Genomic DNA, 16,699 nt, shown 5'->3' with positions numbered 1-16,699 from the left:
CAGAATGTGCTACGGAGCCTCTCATTCCATAGAACTAGTCGCTCAAAGAAAAATGATTGGTCATCAGATTGCTGGCATCTAGCAGAATTTTATTCAGAAGTTGGTCCGTTGCTTCTTGAATCTTATCGCTTAGAGCTTGATTTTCTGCTTCAAAGTCAACTATTTCTCCCTTTTCCAAGGCACAATCCACGCGTCCCAGCATTTCATGTCCCAAAGCCATAGTTGTTTCTTGATAATCATCCAAATCCCCCAGATGACTAGAAAAATGACTGTCAGCCAAAGCAGCGATTAAGCGATTGGTCCAATAGAACGAATCCGTAGAGACTTTCTCACCTGTATTAGCAAAATAAGTCGGTGTCGTAGAAATTTGAGTAAAGAAAGGCACGGCTGTATTGTAAGGCATAGAGCCATAGGACAACCATTGAATGCCCGTCGTTTCCTGTGGTTTATTGGGTCTCAACTGCAAGATAGATGTTTGACTTGTGCGGTTAATCCCAATCGTGCGGAAGGTCCGCTGGCTGTGAGGTGTGCCTTCTAAGCCATAAGGGTCATAAGGAGAGTCTTGGTAATGGCTACTAAGGACATACTTGACATCTTCAATCGTGACTTTGCGGTAGGGTTTTTGGCACCAAGGAAGGAAAAAGGAGCGCGGGTCTTGCTCGATTTCTGGATTGAGAAAACGCTGAATATCCCAAGCACGCGGTGTATTGTAGTGGCGGTCTTTATCACGCTGGCTACCAAAAGCATAGCGCGGATTGAAAGATTCCCCGTCATAGTTGAGATTCAAATGATTACGACGAATAAAGTCCTTCAAATCAGGAACACAGAGGAAATATTCTGGATTGTCAAACTCAAAATAATCCATTCCTAGCTGGTTTGGATTGGTTACATAGGCGTCATCGGGTACACGGCGAGCTATCCAATGATGTCCGCCGATTGTCTCCAACCACCAGATTTCATCCACGTCAGAAAAGGCAATCCCGTTTGATTCATAGGTGCCGTATTCTTCAAGAATCTTCCCTAAGCGCAACACGCCCTCACGCGCCGTTTTGATATAAGGCAGCACCAAGGTCAGCATGTCTTCTTCTCCGATACCAGTCGCCACCAAAGGATCTGCTCCCAGCACTCGGCTATTCGTGGTAATCGTCTCGGTCTCGCTCATGGCTACATTATAAACATTAATACCAGCTTCACCCCAAATCCCGTCTTTTGCAAGAGCGTCCGGTACACTGGTGTAGCGAACTGGATTGTCCGACAAATCTATCTCAAAACTTGACAGCACAGATTTGTAATGCTGCGGCTGATCTTCTGGGTTAACAACAATAAATTTCTTAGGCGTAAACACACCATTTTGCGAATCCTCTGTACGTGCAATGATAGTTGAACCATCATAACTCGCTTTTTTTCCCACCAAAATCGTCGTGCAGGAATCTTGCATTCCTTTTTGTCTCATAAATGTTTCCTCTCTTCAATCTTTCTTTTTTATTCTAAACAGTTTTGCTTTGTTCACCAACTCTGCATTACTTAAACACCACAATCGTTGCTCCGCTGCCACCAGCATTTTGCGGTGCATAGCCGAAACTCTTGACATGTTTATTGCGGCGGAGATATTTGGTGACGCCTTCGCGAATGACGCCCGTCCCGATTCCGTGGATAATGTCTACCTGTGCCATATTGTTGAGCAGGGCTTGGTCGATAAAGGCGTCCAGCTCTTGCATGGCTTCTTCGTAGCGCTTGCCTCGTAAGTCCAATCTGGCTCTTGGTCCGCTTGTTGTCGTCCGTTTCACTACATTGACCTGCTTTTTCTTGGGCTGTTCTTTTTCAGCTTTGAGCAAGTTAAACTCTGCTTCCTCTAAGGTCATCTTGATGAGTCCAACCTGTGCTTCCCAGCGACCGTCTTTGAGCTGATTGACAAGCGTGCCTCTCTGACCGTAGCTAATCACCAGAATATCGTCTCCCACCTTTGGTTTCCGTGCTTTTTTGGCTTGTTTCAACACTTTATTCTGTGACAAATCCACTGTTTCAGGAGCCAATTTTTTCAGCTGGCTTTTGGCTTCAATAATTTCGTGTGGTTTGAGACTGGACTTAGCATGTAGATTTTTGAGAATCGTATCACTCTCGGTCAGCGCCACATCAATGATTTCCTGTGCTTCCAGCCTTGCCTTATTTAGCTCAGTTTCTTTTTCCCGATTGAACTCATTGTAGAGTTTTTTAAGGGTGCGGTTAAATTTAAGATTTTCTTGCTCCACTTCTCGGATATTATCCAATCGCTTGCGACTTTCCAACGTCTGTTCTTCCAAGCGCTCAATAACGCGATTGACATCACTATCCGTGTCGGTCAATTCTTGAGCATCCTTGACCACTCTATCAGACAGACCTAGGCGCCTTGCAATCTCAAAAGCATTGGAACGCCCCGGCACTCCCTGCATAAAACGATAAGTTGGTCTTAGGCTCTCTGTATCAAATTCCATGCTGGCATTTTGTACGCCTGCCGTTTCAATCCCATAGGCTTTGAGCTCTGGATAGTGGGTCGTTGCCATTGTTTTGACCTGTCGTAGTCGCAAGTCCTCAAGAATTGCCATAGCAAGAGCTGCTCCTTCCTGAGGGTCAGTTCCTGCTCCCAGCTCGTCCAAAAGCACCAAAGCATTCTCATCAGCCTGCTCTAAAATAGAAACAATGTTCGTCATGTGGCTGGAGAAAGTCGACAAACTCTGCTCAATAGATTGCTCGTCTCCGATGTCCGCAAAGATTTGGTCAAAAATCCCCACTCGACTCCCTTCATCTGCCAAAATAGGCAGACCAGACTGTGCCATGAGCTGAGCCAAGCCTAAGGTCTTGAGCATAATCGTCTTTCCGCCTGTATTCGGACCCGTAATGACAATCTCAGTCAAATCCGCCACAAAGTACAAGTCATTGGCTACTGCATTCTCTATCAGAGGATGAGCAACATGGAGCAGCCGAATATCCTGACAATCAGACAACTTGGGTACTACCGCGCCTCTCTCCTGCATAAAGCGCACCTTAGCTCGAACAAAGTCCAGATGTCCGATAATCCAAGCATTATTGGCAATTTCGGCAGCATGCGGACGAATGCGCTCTGATAACTCTTGCAAAACCCGCAAAATCTCATAGCGCTCATCTGCCCGTGCATTGGTGATTTCTTCATTGAGATTGACCACCGCCCGTGGCTCAATATACACCGTGTTTCCACTAGCAGAAATATCATGCACCACGCCTGAGATACGATGGCGGAATGTATTTTTGACCGGCAAAACATTGCGACCATTTCGACTGGCTACTACTTGATCTGCTAGCATATCGCCCTTGGTTTTGAGAATGTCTTGCAAAATATCTCTCACTTGAACTTCATTTTCTTGAATTTTCCGGCGAATGCGAGCCAAAGTATCACTAGCAAAACTTTCAACAAATCCGCCTTCATTGATCGCTTGCAGCGCTCCTTGCAGGCTCGGAAAAGGAACCAGATTTTCAAAAATCTGGTTCAATCTTTGCAGCTCAACATTTTCCAAATCCTCATAAAAATCAGTCAATTCTTGCGTGACAGCCAGAACCCGCTTCAGAGCGAGAAATTCTTCAATGTTTAAGTCGCCTTCCAGCTCCAAACGCTTGATCAAGCCCGTAATGTCTTGGGTCGCAGCCAGACTGAAATGCGGACGCTGTACAAAAATCTGCTGCATGTCTGTCATTTCTAAGAATGCTGTTTCCAGCCTTTCCTGTTTATTGGACGGGAACAGTTGCTGCAATTCCAAGCGCCCTTGTTCTGTCAGAAGATAGGGTTCAAAGAGCGCCTTGATTTTCCCAAATTCTAACGTTTCTAAAATTTTTCTATTCATATTCTTATCTTTCCTGATGAAAAAGAAACTCAGCTAGCACCACCAACTGAGTCTTTGTATTTATCCGATGATTTTATTCACCCAGAGTTGTTTCAACATTCCTGAAGTAATCGGTGTGTGACTAATGATAAATCGAGCTAAACCACTGGCATTGAGATGATTTTGAACAACTGGTAAGGGAATCGTTGCCAAAACGGTCAGCAGCATTTGAATTTCAAATAAAGTGACACAAACAGCCAAAGCACCGCTAGCGACGTTGTACCAACGCTCGTTGGCTTGTTTATTCGGAACCAAGTGGATAAAAATCCCAATAAAACGGGCTATGCTATAAACAATCGTGTAAATGACTAGATAAGCCAGACCGGCATAAAAAACCTTGTCCAACTGGAACAATTGGCTGCTGGGAAAGAAATAGGTAAATGTCCCTTCCTGTGCACTGGCGTAGGGAACTAAAAGATTGATTTGTTCACCTAGAGATTGGTACAGTTGCCCCGCAATAATAGCTGAAACAACCGCCGAAACGGTATAATAAGCTTGCAAAACAATCCCACGTGAATAACCAATATAAAAACTCCAAGCCAAAATCAGCAAAATCACTAATGAAATCATACCAGTCCCTCTTACTCACTAACCTTTTGCTTGTTGGCTTCTAGCACTTTTTTACGAAGATCTTCCAGCTCTTGCTCCTTGTCATCGAACTCAATCTCACGTGACAATTGCGTCGCTAAACTATTGACTGCCAGCAAAATAGCTAATGTTTCATCATCTGCCGCAGGCATCTTCTCTTTAATTGCGTGATATTTTTCTGTCGCAACCTTTTCAACTTCTTCCATGAATAAATTATCGTGTTCTGTTGTTAAGGTTACACTCTTCTTTCCGAAAGTAAATTTGTATCGATTTAAGTTTGTCATAAAATCACCTCAAAATATTATACCAAAAGGAAGCGATTTTGTCAGTTTTTAAAGAAATTTATAACTTTTATGGTACAATAACAATATGGAAAGTATTACCTTGCAACCCAGTGAGAGACAAATTCAAGATTTTGTTGCCTACTATCAGGCACAGCTTGTCGCTAGTAAAAATCCCTACATTCGCTATCTTTTTAAGCTTGACAAGGTGACTGTCTCCGTCTACACTTCAGGAAATGTCCTCTTTCAAGGAGAAAAAGCCAAGCAGGCAGCAGAATTTTTTGGCTATCAAGCGTCCAAAGAAAAAACGACATCTCATTGGCAGAATTGTCCTCTTATTGGGACAGACGAAGTCGGAAATGGCTCTTATTTTGGCGGGCTTGCTGTTGTGGCTTCTTTTGTGACACCAGAGCAGCATGATTTTTTACGAAAGCTGGGAGTTGGAGATTCTAAAACTCTTACAGACCCAAAAATCAGGCAAATCGTTCCTCTGTTGAAAGAAAAAATTCAACACCAAGCTCTGCTATTGTCTCCGAAAAAATACAACCAAGTTATTGCTTCTGGCTACAATGCGGTATCTGTCAAGGTTGCTCTTCACAATCAAGCCATTTATCTGCTCTTGCAAACGGGAGTACAGCCAGAAAAAATTGTTATTGATGCCTTCACAAGTGACAAAAATTATCAAAAATATCTCCAGCAGGAAAGCAATCGCTTTTCAAATCCTATTACACTAGAGGAAAAAGCGGAAGGGAAATACTTAGCAGTAGCAGTCAGTTCCATGATTGCCCGTGACTTGTTTTTAGAAAATCTTGAAAATTTAAGTCAAGAGCTCGGCTATGAATTGCCTAGCGGAGCAGGAGCAAAGTCCGATAAAGTCGCAAGTCAGCTTCTTCAAGCCTATGGTATGAAGAGTTTAGAAGCTAGTGCAAAACTGCATTTTAAAAATACTGAAAAAGCAAAGAAACTTCTAGAAAGGTAAGTTATGCAAGCAAGTACAAGTAATTTTTCAAAATTTATGAAAGAATGGGGATTTTTTATCCTCTTTATGGCTGTTTTATTCTTATCACGCGCTTTTCTTTGGGTTCCTGTCAAGGTAGACGGGCATTCAATGGATCCAACCTTAGCCAACGGAGAATATCTATTTGTTGTCAAGCACCTCCCTGTCAATCGCTTTGACATTGTCGTCGCAAGTGAAAAAGACGAAGATGGAAAAACCAAGCAAATAGTCAAGCGCGTTATCGGTCTGCCTGGAGATACGATCCGCTACGAAAATGACCAGTTATATGTAAACGGCAAAAAGACCAACGAGCCTTACCTTAAAAACTATCTAGCAAAATTCAAAGAAGATAAATTGCAGGCAACCTATTCCTATAATAGTTTCTTTCAGTCTTTAGCAGATAAAGCTCAAGCCTTTACGCAGGACGCAAATGGGAACACTAGCTTTACCATTGAAGTTCCAAAAGACGAATACCTGCTTCTAGGAGATGACCGTCTTGTTTCAAAAGACAGCCGTCAGGTGGGAACATTTAAAGCCAATCAATTGCAGGGCGAAGCAAAATTCCGTTTCTGGCCTTTGAATAGAATCGGCACTTTCTAATCCCAAACAAGTTTATTTTGATTCGTTGGAGCTGGGCAAGAAGTATTCCAGCTTCTATCAGATTTAGGAATAAACGAATAACGCAGCTTCAACAATTCAGTGAATTGTTGAAGGCGGGAAATCAGCCTTGCACAGCAAACCACCGTGATTGCTCAAAGCACTGCTTTGAGGTGGCAGATAAAACTTGCGAAGCAAGTATCAAAGCTATTCGCTTTTCAAGCTCGGAAGAGCACTTTTGACGAAAACTTCGTTTTCTTCATCTGCAACCTTAAACAGCTTGATAACTGTTTAAGCACCCTTGCGGGGGTGGGACTACGAACTAAAAATTTTCGATTTTTAGTTCTGTCCCACTCCCATTCTTTTAACATTGATACAGGAAGATGATGAAATTTTACTTTTCAGGCACCATTGAACGCATTATTTTTGAAAATCCCAGCAGTTTCTTTCGGATTCTGCTGTTAGATATTGACGACACCGATGCAGATTTTGATGATTTTGAAATTATTGTCACGGGTACCATGGCAGATATTATGGAGGGCGAAGACTATACTTTTTGGGGAAATCTCGTGCAACACCCTAAATATGGTGAACAGCTCAAAATAACACGCTATGAGCGTGCAAAGCCAACCAGCAAAGGCTTAGTCAAATATTTTTCAAGCGACCATTTTAAAGGAATCGGTATAAAAACAGCGCAAAAAATCGTGGACCTCTACGGTGACAACACGATTGATAAACTCTTAGCAGAGCCAGAAAAATTAAAAGATATTGCAGGTCTTTCTGCTAAAAACCGTGAAGCCTTTCTCACAAAACTAAAACAAAATTACGGAACCGAGAGAATCCTTGCCAAGCTATCTGAATACGGTATTCCGAACAAGCTTGCCTTTCAGATTCAAGATTTTTACAAGGAAGAAACTCTCGAAATTGTCGAACAATCCCCTTATCAATTAGTAGAAGATATCCAAGGGGTTGGGTTTAAAATTGCCGACCAGCTAGCGCAAAGCTTAGGAATTGAAAGCACTGCTCCAGAGCGTTTTCGTGCTGGACTGCTCCACACGCTCCTCACTCAATCTATGGAAAAAGGTGACACCTATCTTGAAGCAAAAGAGCTTCTGGAACATACGATTGAACTTCTCGAAAGCTCCCGCCAAATCGAACTAGACCCCAGTTCTGTTGCAGATGAGCTGGCGCATTTGATTGAAGAAGATAAAGTTCAAAATATCGATACGAAGATTTTTGAGAACAGCCTCTTTTTTGCTGAAGAAGGGATTCGCAGCAGTCTCTTGCGCATTTTAGAAAAAGGAAAGCAAAACAGATTTGAACCGGAAAAAATCGAAGCTGCTCTTGCTCACATTGAGGAAGAATTTGCTATTTCTTATGATGCTATCCAGAGACAAGCCATTTGCGATGCTATCCAGCACAAAATTTTCATCTTAACAGGCGGTCCTGGAACAGGAAAAACGACTGTTATCAACGGCATTATTGCTGTTTACGCTCTGCTGAATGGGTTGGATTTGCGTAAATCTCAAGATTTGCCTATTCTTCTAGCAGCTCCGACTGGGCGTGCTGCCAGGCGCATGAATGAATTAACAGGACTTCCAAGCGCGACGATTCATCGGCATTTAGGCATGACAGGAGACGATGACACCAGCCATTTAGACGATTATTTGGACGCAGACTTTATTATTGTCGATGAATTTTCAATGGTTGATACATGGTTAGCCAATCAACTCCTCAGCAATATCTCTTCCAATAGCAAACTTCTCATTGTCGGAGATGCCGATCAGCTGCCTTCTGTCAGCCCTGGACAAGTGCTGGCAGATTTACTGAAAATCCCTCTTCTTCCACAGACCAAATTAGAAAAAATTTATCGACAAAGCCAAGATTCCACTATCGTCACCTTAGCCAGTCAGATTCAAAAAGGCATCCTGCCAACTGACTTCACTGAGAAAAAAGCCGACCGCTCTTATTTTGAAGCACGCAGCGAGCATATTCCACAGATGATTGAGCGCATCGTGGAGGCTGCTATCCGCAGTGGCATTCCAGCTCAAGATGTGCAGGTGCTTGCGCCTATGTACCGTGGACAAGCTGGAATTGACCACATCAACCAGCTCATGCAAAACCTAATCAACCCTGCCGAAAAAGAACAACTCGTCTTTGAAGCAACGGATTGCCAATACCGACAAGGCGACAAGGTCATTCATCTGGTCAATGATGCGGAAAGCAATGTGTTCAACGGTGACTTGGGCTATATCACCGATTTGCTGCCAGCAAAATATACGGACTCTAAGCAGGACGAATTGACTATCAACTTTGACGGCAATGAGATTGTTTATCAACGCAGCGAATGGTATAAAATTCGTCTGGCATACGCTATGAGTATCCACAAATCGCAAGGCAGTGAATTTCCTGTAGTCATTTTACCGATTACGTCCAGCAGCCACCGCATGCTGCAACGTAATCTCGTCTATACTGCTATCACCCGTGCCAAGAGCAGATTGATTCTTCTTGGGGAAAAGTCTGCCTTTTCCTTTGCTGTTAAAAACACCGGCACAGCACGCAGAACCTATCTCCTCCAGCGCTTTTCAGACCTTCTCAACAAAGAAAAAGTTATACACACTTCTGTGGATAATTTGGAAACAACTGTGGAAAACTATGTCTTGACTAAGGAAAATTTCTTGAAAATCAACCCTATGATTGGAATAACAGATGAAGATATTCAGAACGTTTTTGGAGAATGATCTAAAAAAGTTTGGAATTCCCCCTTCCAAACTTTCTACACTCCAAACCCAGTCACTGTCACGCCTAAAAGGCGTACACCTCTTGCTTGCTCATCTAAACTATCATAAATCTCATGTGCAACGCGCTCAATCTGCTCTGCATCTTGCGTCCTAGTCACCAAACTACGTCTCTTTGTCAATGTCGAAAAATCTGCATAACGAATCTTCAAAACAATCGTCTTTCCAGACTTTCCATGTTTTTTTAAACTGAGAGCAACCTTTTGCGACAAAAGCGTTAGCTCTTTTTTTATGTCGTCTTCGCTATAGAGCAACTTCCCATAAGTTCTTTCTTTACCGATAGACTTACGAATACGGTTGACTTTCACTGGTGAATTACTAATTCCTCTTGCCTTGCGATAAAGGTCAAAACCAAACCGACCGAACAAATCAATCAAGGTCATCTCAGGAATTTCTAACAAATCTGCTCCCGTATAAACGCCCATATCATGCAGTTTTTCTACCGTCTTTTTCCCAACACCGTAAAACTTGGCCACATCCATTTGAGAGAGAAAAGCTTCTGCTTCTTCGGGCAAAACAACCGTCAAACCGTGAGGTTTTTCATAGTCACTAGCCATTTTGGCTAAAAACTTATTGTAGGAAACGCCAGCAGAACTGGTCAAATGAAGCTCTATCCATATGTCGTGCTGGATTAACTTGGCTATCTTGACAGCAGATTTCATACCTAACTTATTTTTGGTCACATCCAGATAGGCTTCGTCAATACTGATAGGCTCAATCACATCTGTATATCGTTTAAAAATGGCTCGAATTTGCTGGCTGACCGCCTGATATTTCTCATAATTTCCCGAAATGAAAACCGCCTGCGGACAGCGCTCATAAGCCTCTTTGGAACTCATTGCTGAATGCACGCCAAACTTTCGCGCCTCATAATTGCAAGTCGAAACAACACCTCGTCCACCTGTCAAGCGAGGGTCAGCTCCGATGATGACAGGCTTGCCTTTTAGTGCTGGGTTGTCTCTTTCTTCTACGGAGGCAAAAAAGGCATCCATATCAATGTGAATGATTTTCCGAGACGTATCATTGATTAAAGGAAAAATTAACATCAATACAACTCCTTTCTTGACTCTTTTCTTTCTTCCATTATACAATTTTTATCATTTTTCCCAAAATATTTGAAAACAGCATGATTTTTCAAAAATATAATACAATTATTTCTTATTTTTCAAACTGTATTATAAAAGAAAAAGTTAAAATTCCATAGAAATGCTTTGTGTAAACGGTTACTGTATGATATAATTTTCATATAAGGTGTAACAGATGGACTGTTACTAGAAAGAAAAAAGAGGAAAAAACATGGTTGTTAAAACTGTTGTCGAAGCACAAGATATTTTTGACAAAGCTTGGGAAGGCTTCAAAGGTGAAGATTGGAAAGAAAAAGCTAGCATTTCTCGTTTTGTTCAAGCAAACTACACTCCTTATGATGGAGACGAAAGCTTCTTAGCTGGTCCAACGGAACGCTCTCTTCACATCAAAAAAATCGTAGAAGAAACAAAAGCACACTATGAAGCAACACGCTTCCCAATGGATACACGTCCAACATCTATTGCAGGCATTCCAGCTGGTTACATTGATAAAGATAACGAACTCATTTACGGTATCCAAAATGACGAACTCTTCAAACTCAACTTCATGCCAAAAGGTGGTATCCGAATGGCTGAAACAACTTTGAAAGAAAACGGATACGAACCAGACCCAGCTGTTCATGAAATCTTTACTAAATATGTAACAACTGTTAATGACGGTATTTTCCGTGCCTACACTTCAAATATCCGTCGTGCTCGTCATGCTCACACTGTAACTGGTCTTCCAGATGCTTACTCACGTGGACGTATCATCGGTGTTTACGCACGTCTTGCACTTTACGGGGCTGATTACCTCATGGCTGAAAAAGTGAACGACTGGAACGCTTTGACTGAAATTGACGAAGAAACAATCCGCCTCCGCGAAGAAATCAATCTTCAATACCAAGCCCTTGGTGAAGTAGTAAAATTGGGTGATCTTTATGGAGTAGATGTTCGTCGTCCAGCTTATGATACAAAAGAAGCTATCCAATGGGTGAACATTGCCTTCATGGCTGTCTGCCGCGTTATTAACGGAGCTGCAACTTCACTTGGTCGTGTGCCAATCGTCCTTGACGTATTTGCAGAACGTGACTTAGCTCGCGGTACTTATACTGAAAGCGAAATCCAAGAATTCGTTGATGACTTTGTCTTGAAACTTCGTACTGTAAAATTTGCTCGTACAAAAGCATATGACCAACTGTACTCAGGTGACCCAACCTTCATCACAACTTCTATGGCAGGTATGGGAAATGACGGTCGTCACCGTGTTACGAAGATGGATTACCGTTTCTTGAACACACTTGACAATATCGGTAACTCACCAGAGCCAAACTTAACTGTTCTCTGGACTGACAAACTTCCTTACTCATTCCGCCACTACTGCATGCACATGAGCCACAAACACTCTTCTATCCAGTATGAAGGTGTGACTACAATGGCTAAAGATGGTTACGGTGAAATGAGCTGTATCTCATGCTGTGTGTCTCCGCTTGACCCAGAAAATGAAGAACAACGCCACAACATCCAATACTTCGGTGCTCGTGTAAATGTCTTGAAAGCTCTTTTGACTGGTCTGAATGGCGGTTACGATGATGTTCACAAAGATTACAAAGTATTTGACATCGACCCTATTCGTGATGAAGTGCTTGACTTTGATACTGTTAAAGCTAACTTTGAAAAATCACTTGATTGGTTGACAGATACTTACGTAGATGCATTGAACATCATTCACTACATGACAGACAAGTACAACTACGAAGCTGTTCAAATGGCCTTCTTGCCAACTCATCAACGTGCTAACATGGGATTTGGTATCTGTGGATTTGCCAACACGGTTGATACTTTGTCAGCTATTAAATATGCAACGGTTAAACCAATCCGTGATGAAAATGGCTATATCTACGACTACGAAACTACTGGCGACTATCCACGCTGGGGTGAAGATGATCCTCGTTCAAACGAATTGGCTGAATGGTTGATCGAAGCGTACACTACTCGTCTTCGCAGCCACAAACTTTACAAGAACGCTGAAGCAACTGTATCTCTTCTTACTATCACATCTAACGTTGCTTACTCTAAACAAACTGGTAACTCCCCAGTTCACAAAGGTGTTTACCTCAACGAAGACGGTAGCGTGAACTTGTCTAAATTGGAATTCTTCTCACCAGGTGCTAACCCATCTAACAAAGCTCGCGGTGGTTGGTTGCAAAACCTCAATTCACTAGCTAGCCTTGACTTTAGTTATGCAGCAGACGGTATCTCTCTTACTACACAAGTTTCACCTCGTGCTCTTGGTAAAACTCGTGAAGAACAAGTGGATAACTTGGTAACAATTCTTGACGGTTACTTTGAAAATGGTGGTCAACACGTCAACTTGAACGTTATGGACTTGAAAGATGTCTATGACAAGATTATGAATGGCGAAGACGTTATCGTTCGTATCTCAGGTTACTGTGTAAATACCAAATACCTCACACCAGAACAAAAAACTGAATTGACTCAACGTGTCTTCCACGAAGTTCTCTCAATGGATGACGCCCTTAGCTAATTCAACTTTATTCTCAAAAACCAGTTGGTATTTCCAGCTGGTTTTCTTCTTTTTTATGCTATAATAGACTTATTGTTAGTTAAAAGAAAAGGGTGTAAAAATGGTGGAGAAAAAAGCTTTAGATTTGGAAAGGGAAGTTCAATTTAATCTAGCTGTTGATGTCTTGATGTTAGCAGGTACGCTTTTGCTTCAGAGTGGCTCTGAGATTTATCGGGTAGAAGATACGATGATTCGGATTGCCCATTCTCAAGGGATTATAGACTGTAATGCTCTCGCAATGCCAGTTGCCATTTTCTTTTCAATTGAAAACACCAATATTTCGCGAATGAAACGTATCACTCATTCAAATTATAATATTGAAAAAGTGTGTGATGTCAATCAAGTATCTCGTGAGCTTGTTAGTGGAGACATCACTCTTGAAGAAGCGTTTGAGAAATTAACTCAGCTAAAAAAGAAAAAAACGCCTTACACAAACAAGCAACTAATACTAGCTGCTACTATTAGTGCTCCTTTTTTCTCTATCATGTTTGGTGGAAATCTCTATGACGCAATCGGAGCTGCTCTTGCGACCTTCTTTGGCTTTGCCTTCTCTCTTTCCGTCAATAAATATGTGCGCATCCCTTTTGTCACAGCTTTTGCCGGTGCTTTCGTTTTTGGACTGCTGGCACAAATCTGGGCACGCTATTCTGGCTTTCCTTCCAGTGCTGACCTGATCATCGCTGGTGCTGTCATGCCTTTTGTTCCCGGTATTGCTCTAACCAATGCTGTACGTGATTTGATGACCAATCATCTCAACTCTGGTATGAGCAAAATCTTTGAAACGCTGTTAATTACTCTGGCACTCGGAGCTGGCACTTCCGTAGCTCTCGTCCTAATGAAATAAAAGGTGAATCCATTGACTGTCTTACTACAAGCTGCAGCAAGTTTTCTTGCAATTGTGATGTTCTTAATCGTTTTAAATGTTCAAAAAAGCATGCTCATTCCAGGAGGAGTTCTTGGAATGTTTATCTGGTTATTGTATTATGTGCTAAAAGGTCCGACAAATGTCATCATTGCTACGTTCATTGCAGCCATTATCGGGTCTTGCATTAGTCAAGTGTTGAGTATTCTCTATAAAACGCCTGCGGTCGTCTTTATCTTGGCTATTTTGGCTCCTCTGGTTCCGGGCTACCTTTCCTATCGTACAACCGCCTTTTTTGTTACTGGAAATTATAGCCATGCTATGGTCAATGCTACACTGGTGCTGATTTTGGCCTTGGTCATTTCAATTGGAATGGCAAGTGGTACGATGGTACTCAGACTCTACCATTATCTGCAAAAGCATCGTTCTTCATAATTCAACACAACTACTAAAAACGTCCAAAGTCCTTCTTTTCGCAAGAAGGCTTTTTTCTCAGTTTCCACCTTAATTATGATAAAATGGAATAGAATAAGTTTGATATCAAACCGAAAAATATATAGAGGTAATGATGAACATTGGAATTGATAAAATTGGCTTTGCGACAGCCAATTACGTATTAAAATTAGAAAATTTAGCAGCAGCACGCAACATTGATCCAGAAAAACTAAGCAAGGGGCTTTTACTAAAAGAAATCAGTATTGCCCCTATCACAGAGGATATTGTAACCATGGGAGCAAGTGCTGCAGAGTCTATTTTGACCGAAGAAGATAAGCAAGCTATTGACATGGTGATTGTAGCCAGCGAATCTGGGATTGACCAAAGCAAGGCCTCTGCTGTTTTTGTTCATGGTCTGCTCGGAATTCAGCCATTTGCACGCAGTTTTGAAATGAAAGAGGCTTGCTATAGCGCCACTGCCGCACTGGATTATGCGAAGTTGCATGTCGAAAAACACCCTAGCTCAAAGGTGTTGGTCATTGCAAGTGATATTGCCAAATACGGTATTGAGACACCGGGAGAGCCAACACAAGGAGCTGGAGCAGTGGCTATGCTCATCACAAGCAACCCACGGATTCTCATTTTTAATGAAGATAATGTTGCTCAAACACGAGATATTATGGACTTTTGGCGACCAAATTATTCGACAACGCCGTTTGTCAATGGCATGTATTCTACGCAACAGTATTTAGACAGTCTAAAAACAACTTGGGCGGAGTACCAAAAACGCAATCAAGTGTCCCTAAAAGATTTTGCAGCAGTTTGTTTCCATTTACCTTATCCTAAATTAGCTTTAAAGGGGATGAAAAAGATTATGGATAAGAGTTTGCCAATTGAGCAGCAAGAGCAACTACAAGCGAATTTCGAGCAATCCATTCTTTACAGCCAAAAGGTAGGGAATATCTACACAGGCTCCCTCTTTTTGGGGCTCCTTTCCCTGCTTGAAAATAGCAGGACTCTTAAAGCAGGCGATCGAATTGCGCTCTTTAGCTATGGAAGTGGAGCTGTCTCAGAAATCTTTAGTGGCCAGCTCGTAGCAGGTTTTAACCAACAACTCAAAGCCAATCGTATGGAAATACTCAATAAGCGCACGCCTTTAAGCATTCCAGATTATGAGAAAATATTTTTTGAAGAAGCAAGTCTGGATGAAAATGGATCGGCTAGCTTTACGGGCTATGAAAATCAAGACTTTGCTTTAGCAGAAATTGTTGAGCATCAACGCAGATATATCAAGGTGGAAAAATAATATGAAAATAAGTTGGACGGGTTTTTCCAAAAAATCGTTGCAAGAACGGTTAAAGACTTTGCAAGATTATCACCTGCTAAACGAAGACAATCAAATAAACCTTGAGCACAACCACACACTTCCTCTTTCGACAGCCGACCAAATGAGCGAAAATGTCATCGGAACCTTTGCCCTCCCTTACGCTTTCGTTCCTGACGTCATGGTAGACGGGCAAGTTTATCAAGTTCCTTTCGCAACAGAAGAACCCTCTGTCGTTGCGGCTGCTAGCTTTGCAGCAAAAATGATTAAACGTTCTGGGGGCTTCAAAACGGCTATTCACAATCGTCAAATGATTGGACAGGTGGCTCTTTATCAAGTTGCAAATATTGAAACAGCTATAAAAAATATCCAAAACCACAAGCAAGAGTTGCTAGAACTGGCCAATCAAGCCCATCCGTCGATTGTCAACCGTGGAGGCGGTGCGCGCGATTTACGTGTAGAATGGCTGAATGGCGAAACTGAATTTTTAGTCGTTTATCTAACAGTTGACACCCAAGAAGCTATGGGGGCCAATATCCTCAATACTATGCTAGAAGCGTTGAAACCACCATTAGAAGAGTTATCTGGTGGTAAAAGCTTGATGGCAATTCTATCAAATTATGCGACAGAAGCCTTGGTAACTGCTACCTGTGAAATTGATCTTCGTTTTCTCAGTCGAAATAAATCAGAAGCCATTGACATTGCTAAGAAAATCGTGCTGGCAAGCCAATTCGCCAAACAAGATCCTTATCGTGCCAGCACCCACAACAAAGGCATTTTCAATGGAATTGACGCTGTTGTGCTGGCAACAGGAAATGATTGGCGGGCAATTGAAGCAGGCGCGCATGCCTATGCTAGTAGAAATGGTTCCTATCAAGGATTGACTACTTGGTCAATCAAGGAAGCCACTCAAACGCTCTGCGGAGAGATTACGCTTCCTCTTCCCATTGCTACAAAAGGGGGCTCCATTGGGCTCAACCCTACAGTAGAAGTTAGCTTTGATTTGCTAAAACAACCAACTGCCAAAAAGTTAGCTAGTATCATTGCATCTATCGGCTTAGCACAAAATTTTTCGGCTCTGAAAGCCCTGGTCAGTACCGGCATCCAGCACGGTCACATGAAGTTGCAAGCTAAGTCTCTCGCTCTTTTAGCAGGAGCTAAAGATACAGAAATCGCTCCTCTCGTTTCTCAACTTATTTCCGAGAAAAATTTTAGTCTCAAAAGAGCGCAAGAAATCTTAGAAGACATTCGTCAAAAATCATAGCCAAAAAGAATC

The 16,699-nt window shown here is 42.1% G+C and carries 13 protein-coding genes; 8 read left to right on the top strand and 5 right to left on the bottom strand.

Annotation, left to right across the window (positions count from 1 at the left end):
* Positions 1 to 34: 34 nt before the first annotated feature.
* From FQ204_RS00530 to FQ204_RS00515, 4 genes are all read right to left on the bottom strand, one after another.
* A complete protein-coding gene (locus tag FQ204_RS00530; RefSeq protein WP_144207263.1) occupies positions 35 to 1,453 on the bottom strand; it encodes a C69 family dipeptidase in 1,419 nt (472 codons plus the stop codon).
* A 67-nt stretch (positions 1,454 to 1,520) separates the two neighbouring features.
* Positions 1,521 to 3,851, bottom strand: a complete 2,331-nt coding sequence (locus FQ204_RS00525) for an endonuclease MutS2 (RefSeq protein ID WP_144207260.1) — start codon at positions 3,849 to 3,851, stop codon at positions 1,521 to 1,523.
* 60 nt (positions 3,852 to 3,911) lie between these two features.
* On the bottom strand, positions 3,912 to 4,460 hold the full coding sequence (locus tag FQ204_RS00520) for a CvpA family protein (RefSeq protein WP_144207257.1): 549 nt from the start codon (positions 4,458 to 4,460) through the stop codon (positions 3,912 to 3,914).
* Positions 4,461 to 4,471: 11 nt separating this feature from the next.
* Complete coding sequence (locus FQ204_RS00515) at positions 4,472 to 4,762, bottom strand: hypothetical protein (protein WP_144207253.1); 291 nt, start codon at positions 4,760 to 4,762, stop codon at positions 4,472 to 4,474.
* Positions 4,763 to 4,847: 85 nt separating this feature from the next.
* On the opposite strand from FQ204_RS00515, the gene rnhC reads away from it, so the two are divergent.
* From rnhC to FQ204_RS00500, 3 genes are all read left to right on the top strand, one after another.
* Entirely contained in the window at positions 4,848 to 5,738 is an 891-nt protein-coding gene (rnhC, locus tag FQ204_RS00510; protein WP_144207250.1) for a ribonuclease HIII, read from the top strand.
* A gap of 3 nt (positions 5,739 to 5,741) precedes the next feature.
* Positions 5,742 to 6,356, top strand: coding sequence for a signal peptidase I (gene lepB, locus FQ204_RS00505; RefSeq protein ID WP_144207247.1), 615 nt, complete (start codon positions 5,742 to 5,744; stop codon positions 6,354 to 6,356).
* Between the two features lie 383 nt (positions 6,357 to 6,739).
* The gene (locus FQ204_RS00500) at positions 6,740 to 9,094 is read left to right on the top strand and encodes an ATP-dependent RecD-like DNA helicase (protein ID WP_144207696.1); all 2,355 of its coding nucleotides are present in this window, start codon (positions 6,740 to 6,742) and stop codon (positions 9,092 to 9,094) included.
* Between the two features lie 35 nt (positions 9,095 to 9,129).
* On the opposite strand, the gene dinB is transcribed toward FQ204_RS00500, so the two are convergent.
* The gene (gene dinB, locus FQ204_RS00495; RefSeq protein WP_144207244.1) at positions 9,130 to 10,197 is read right to left on the bottom strand and encodes a DNA polymerase IV; all 1,068 of its coding nucleotides are present in this window, start codon (positions 10,195 to 10,197) and stop codon (positions 9,130 to 9,132) included.
* Between the two features lie 250 nt (positions 10,198 to 10,447).
* Here dinB and pflB point away from each other — a divergent pair, with 250 nt between their 5' ends.
* From pflB to FQ204_RS00470, 5 genes are all read left to right on the top strand, one after another.
* A complete protein-coding gene (gene pflB / locus FQ204_RS00490) occupies positions 10,448 to 12,763 on the top strand; it encodes a formate C-acetyltransferase (RefSeq protein WP_144207241.1) in 2,316 nt (771 codons plus the stop codon).
* A 100-nt stretch (positions 12,764 to 12,863) separates the two neighbouring features.
* Complete coding sequence (locus FQ204_RS00485) at positions 12,864 to 13,646, top strand: threonine/serine exporter family protein (RefSeq protein ID WP_144207238.1); 783 nt, start codon at positions 12,864 to 12,866, stop codon at positions 13,644 to 13,646.
* 3 nt (positions 13,647 to 13,649) lie between these two features.
* The gene (locus FQ204_RS00480; RefSeq protein WP_144207236.1) at positions 13,650 to 14,099 is read left to right on the top strand and encodes a threonine/serine exporter family protein; all 450 of its coding nucleotides are present in this window, start codon (positions 13,650 to 13,652) and stop codon (positions 14,097 to 14,099) included.
* 133 nt (positions 14,100 to 14,232) lie between these two features.
* Positions 14,233 to 15,405: a hydroxymethylglutaryl-CoA synthase gene (locus tag FQ204_RS00475; protein WP_144207233.1), complete on the top strand. Its 1,173-nt coding sequence runs from the start codon at positions 14,233 to 14,235 to the stop codon at positions 15,403 to 15,405.
* 1 nt (position 15,406) lies between these two features.
* Positions 15,407 to 16,687 carry a hydroxymethylglutaryl-CoA reductase, degradative gene (locus FQ204_RS00470; RefSeq protein ID WP_144207230.1) on the top strand — a complete coding sequence of 427 codons (1,281 nt, stop codon included), beginning with the start codon at positions 15,407 to 15,409 and terminating at the stop codon, positions 16,685 to 16,687.
* The last annotated feature ends 12 nt before the right edge of the window (positions 16,688 to 16,699 follow it).

The organism is Streptococcus constellatus, from assembly GCF_902167705.1.
GTDB lineage: Bacteria > Bacillota > Bacilli > Lactobacillales > Streptococcaceae > Streptococcus > Streptococcus constellatus_A.
The sequence above is the reverse complement of the archived record's forward strand: the minus strand, read 5'-3'. Positions and strand labels throughout refer to the sequence as shown.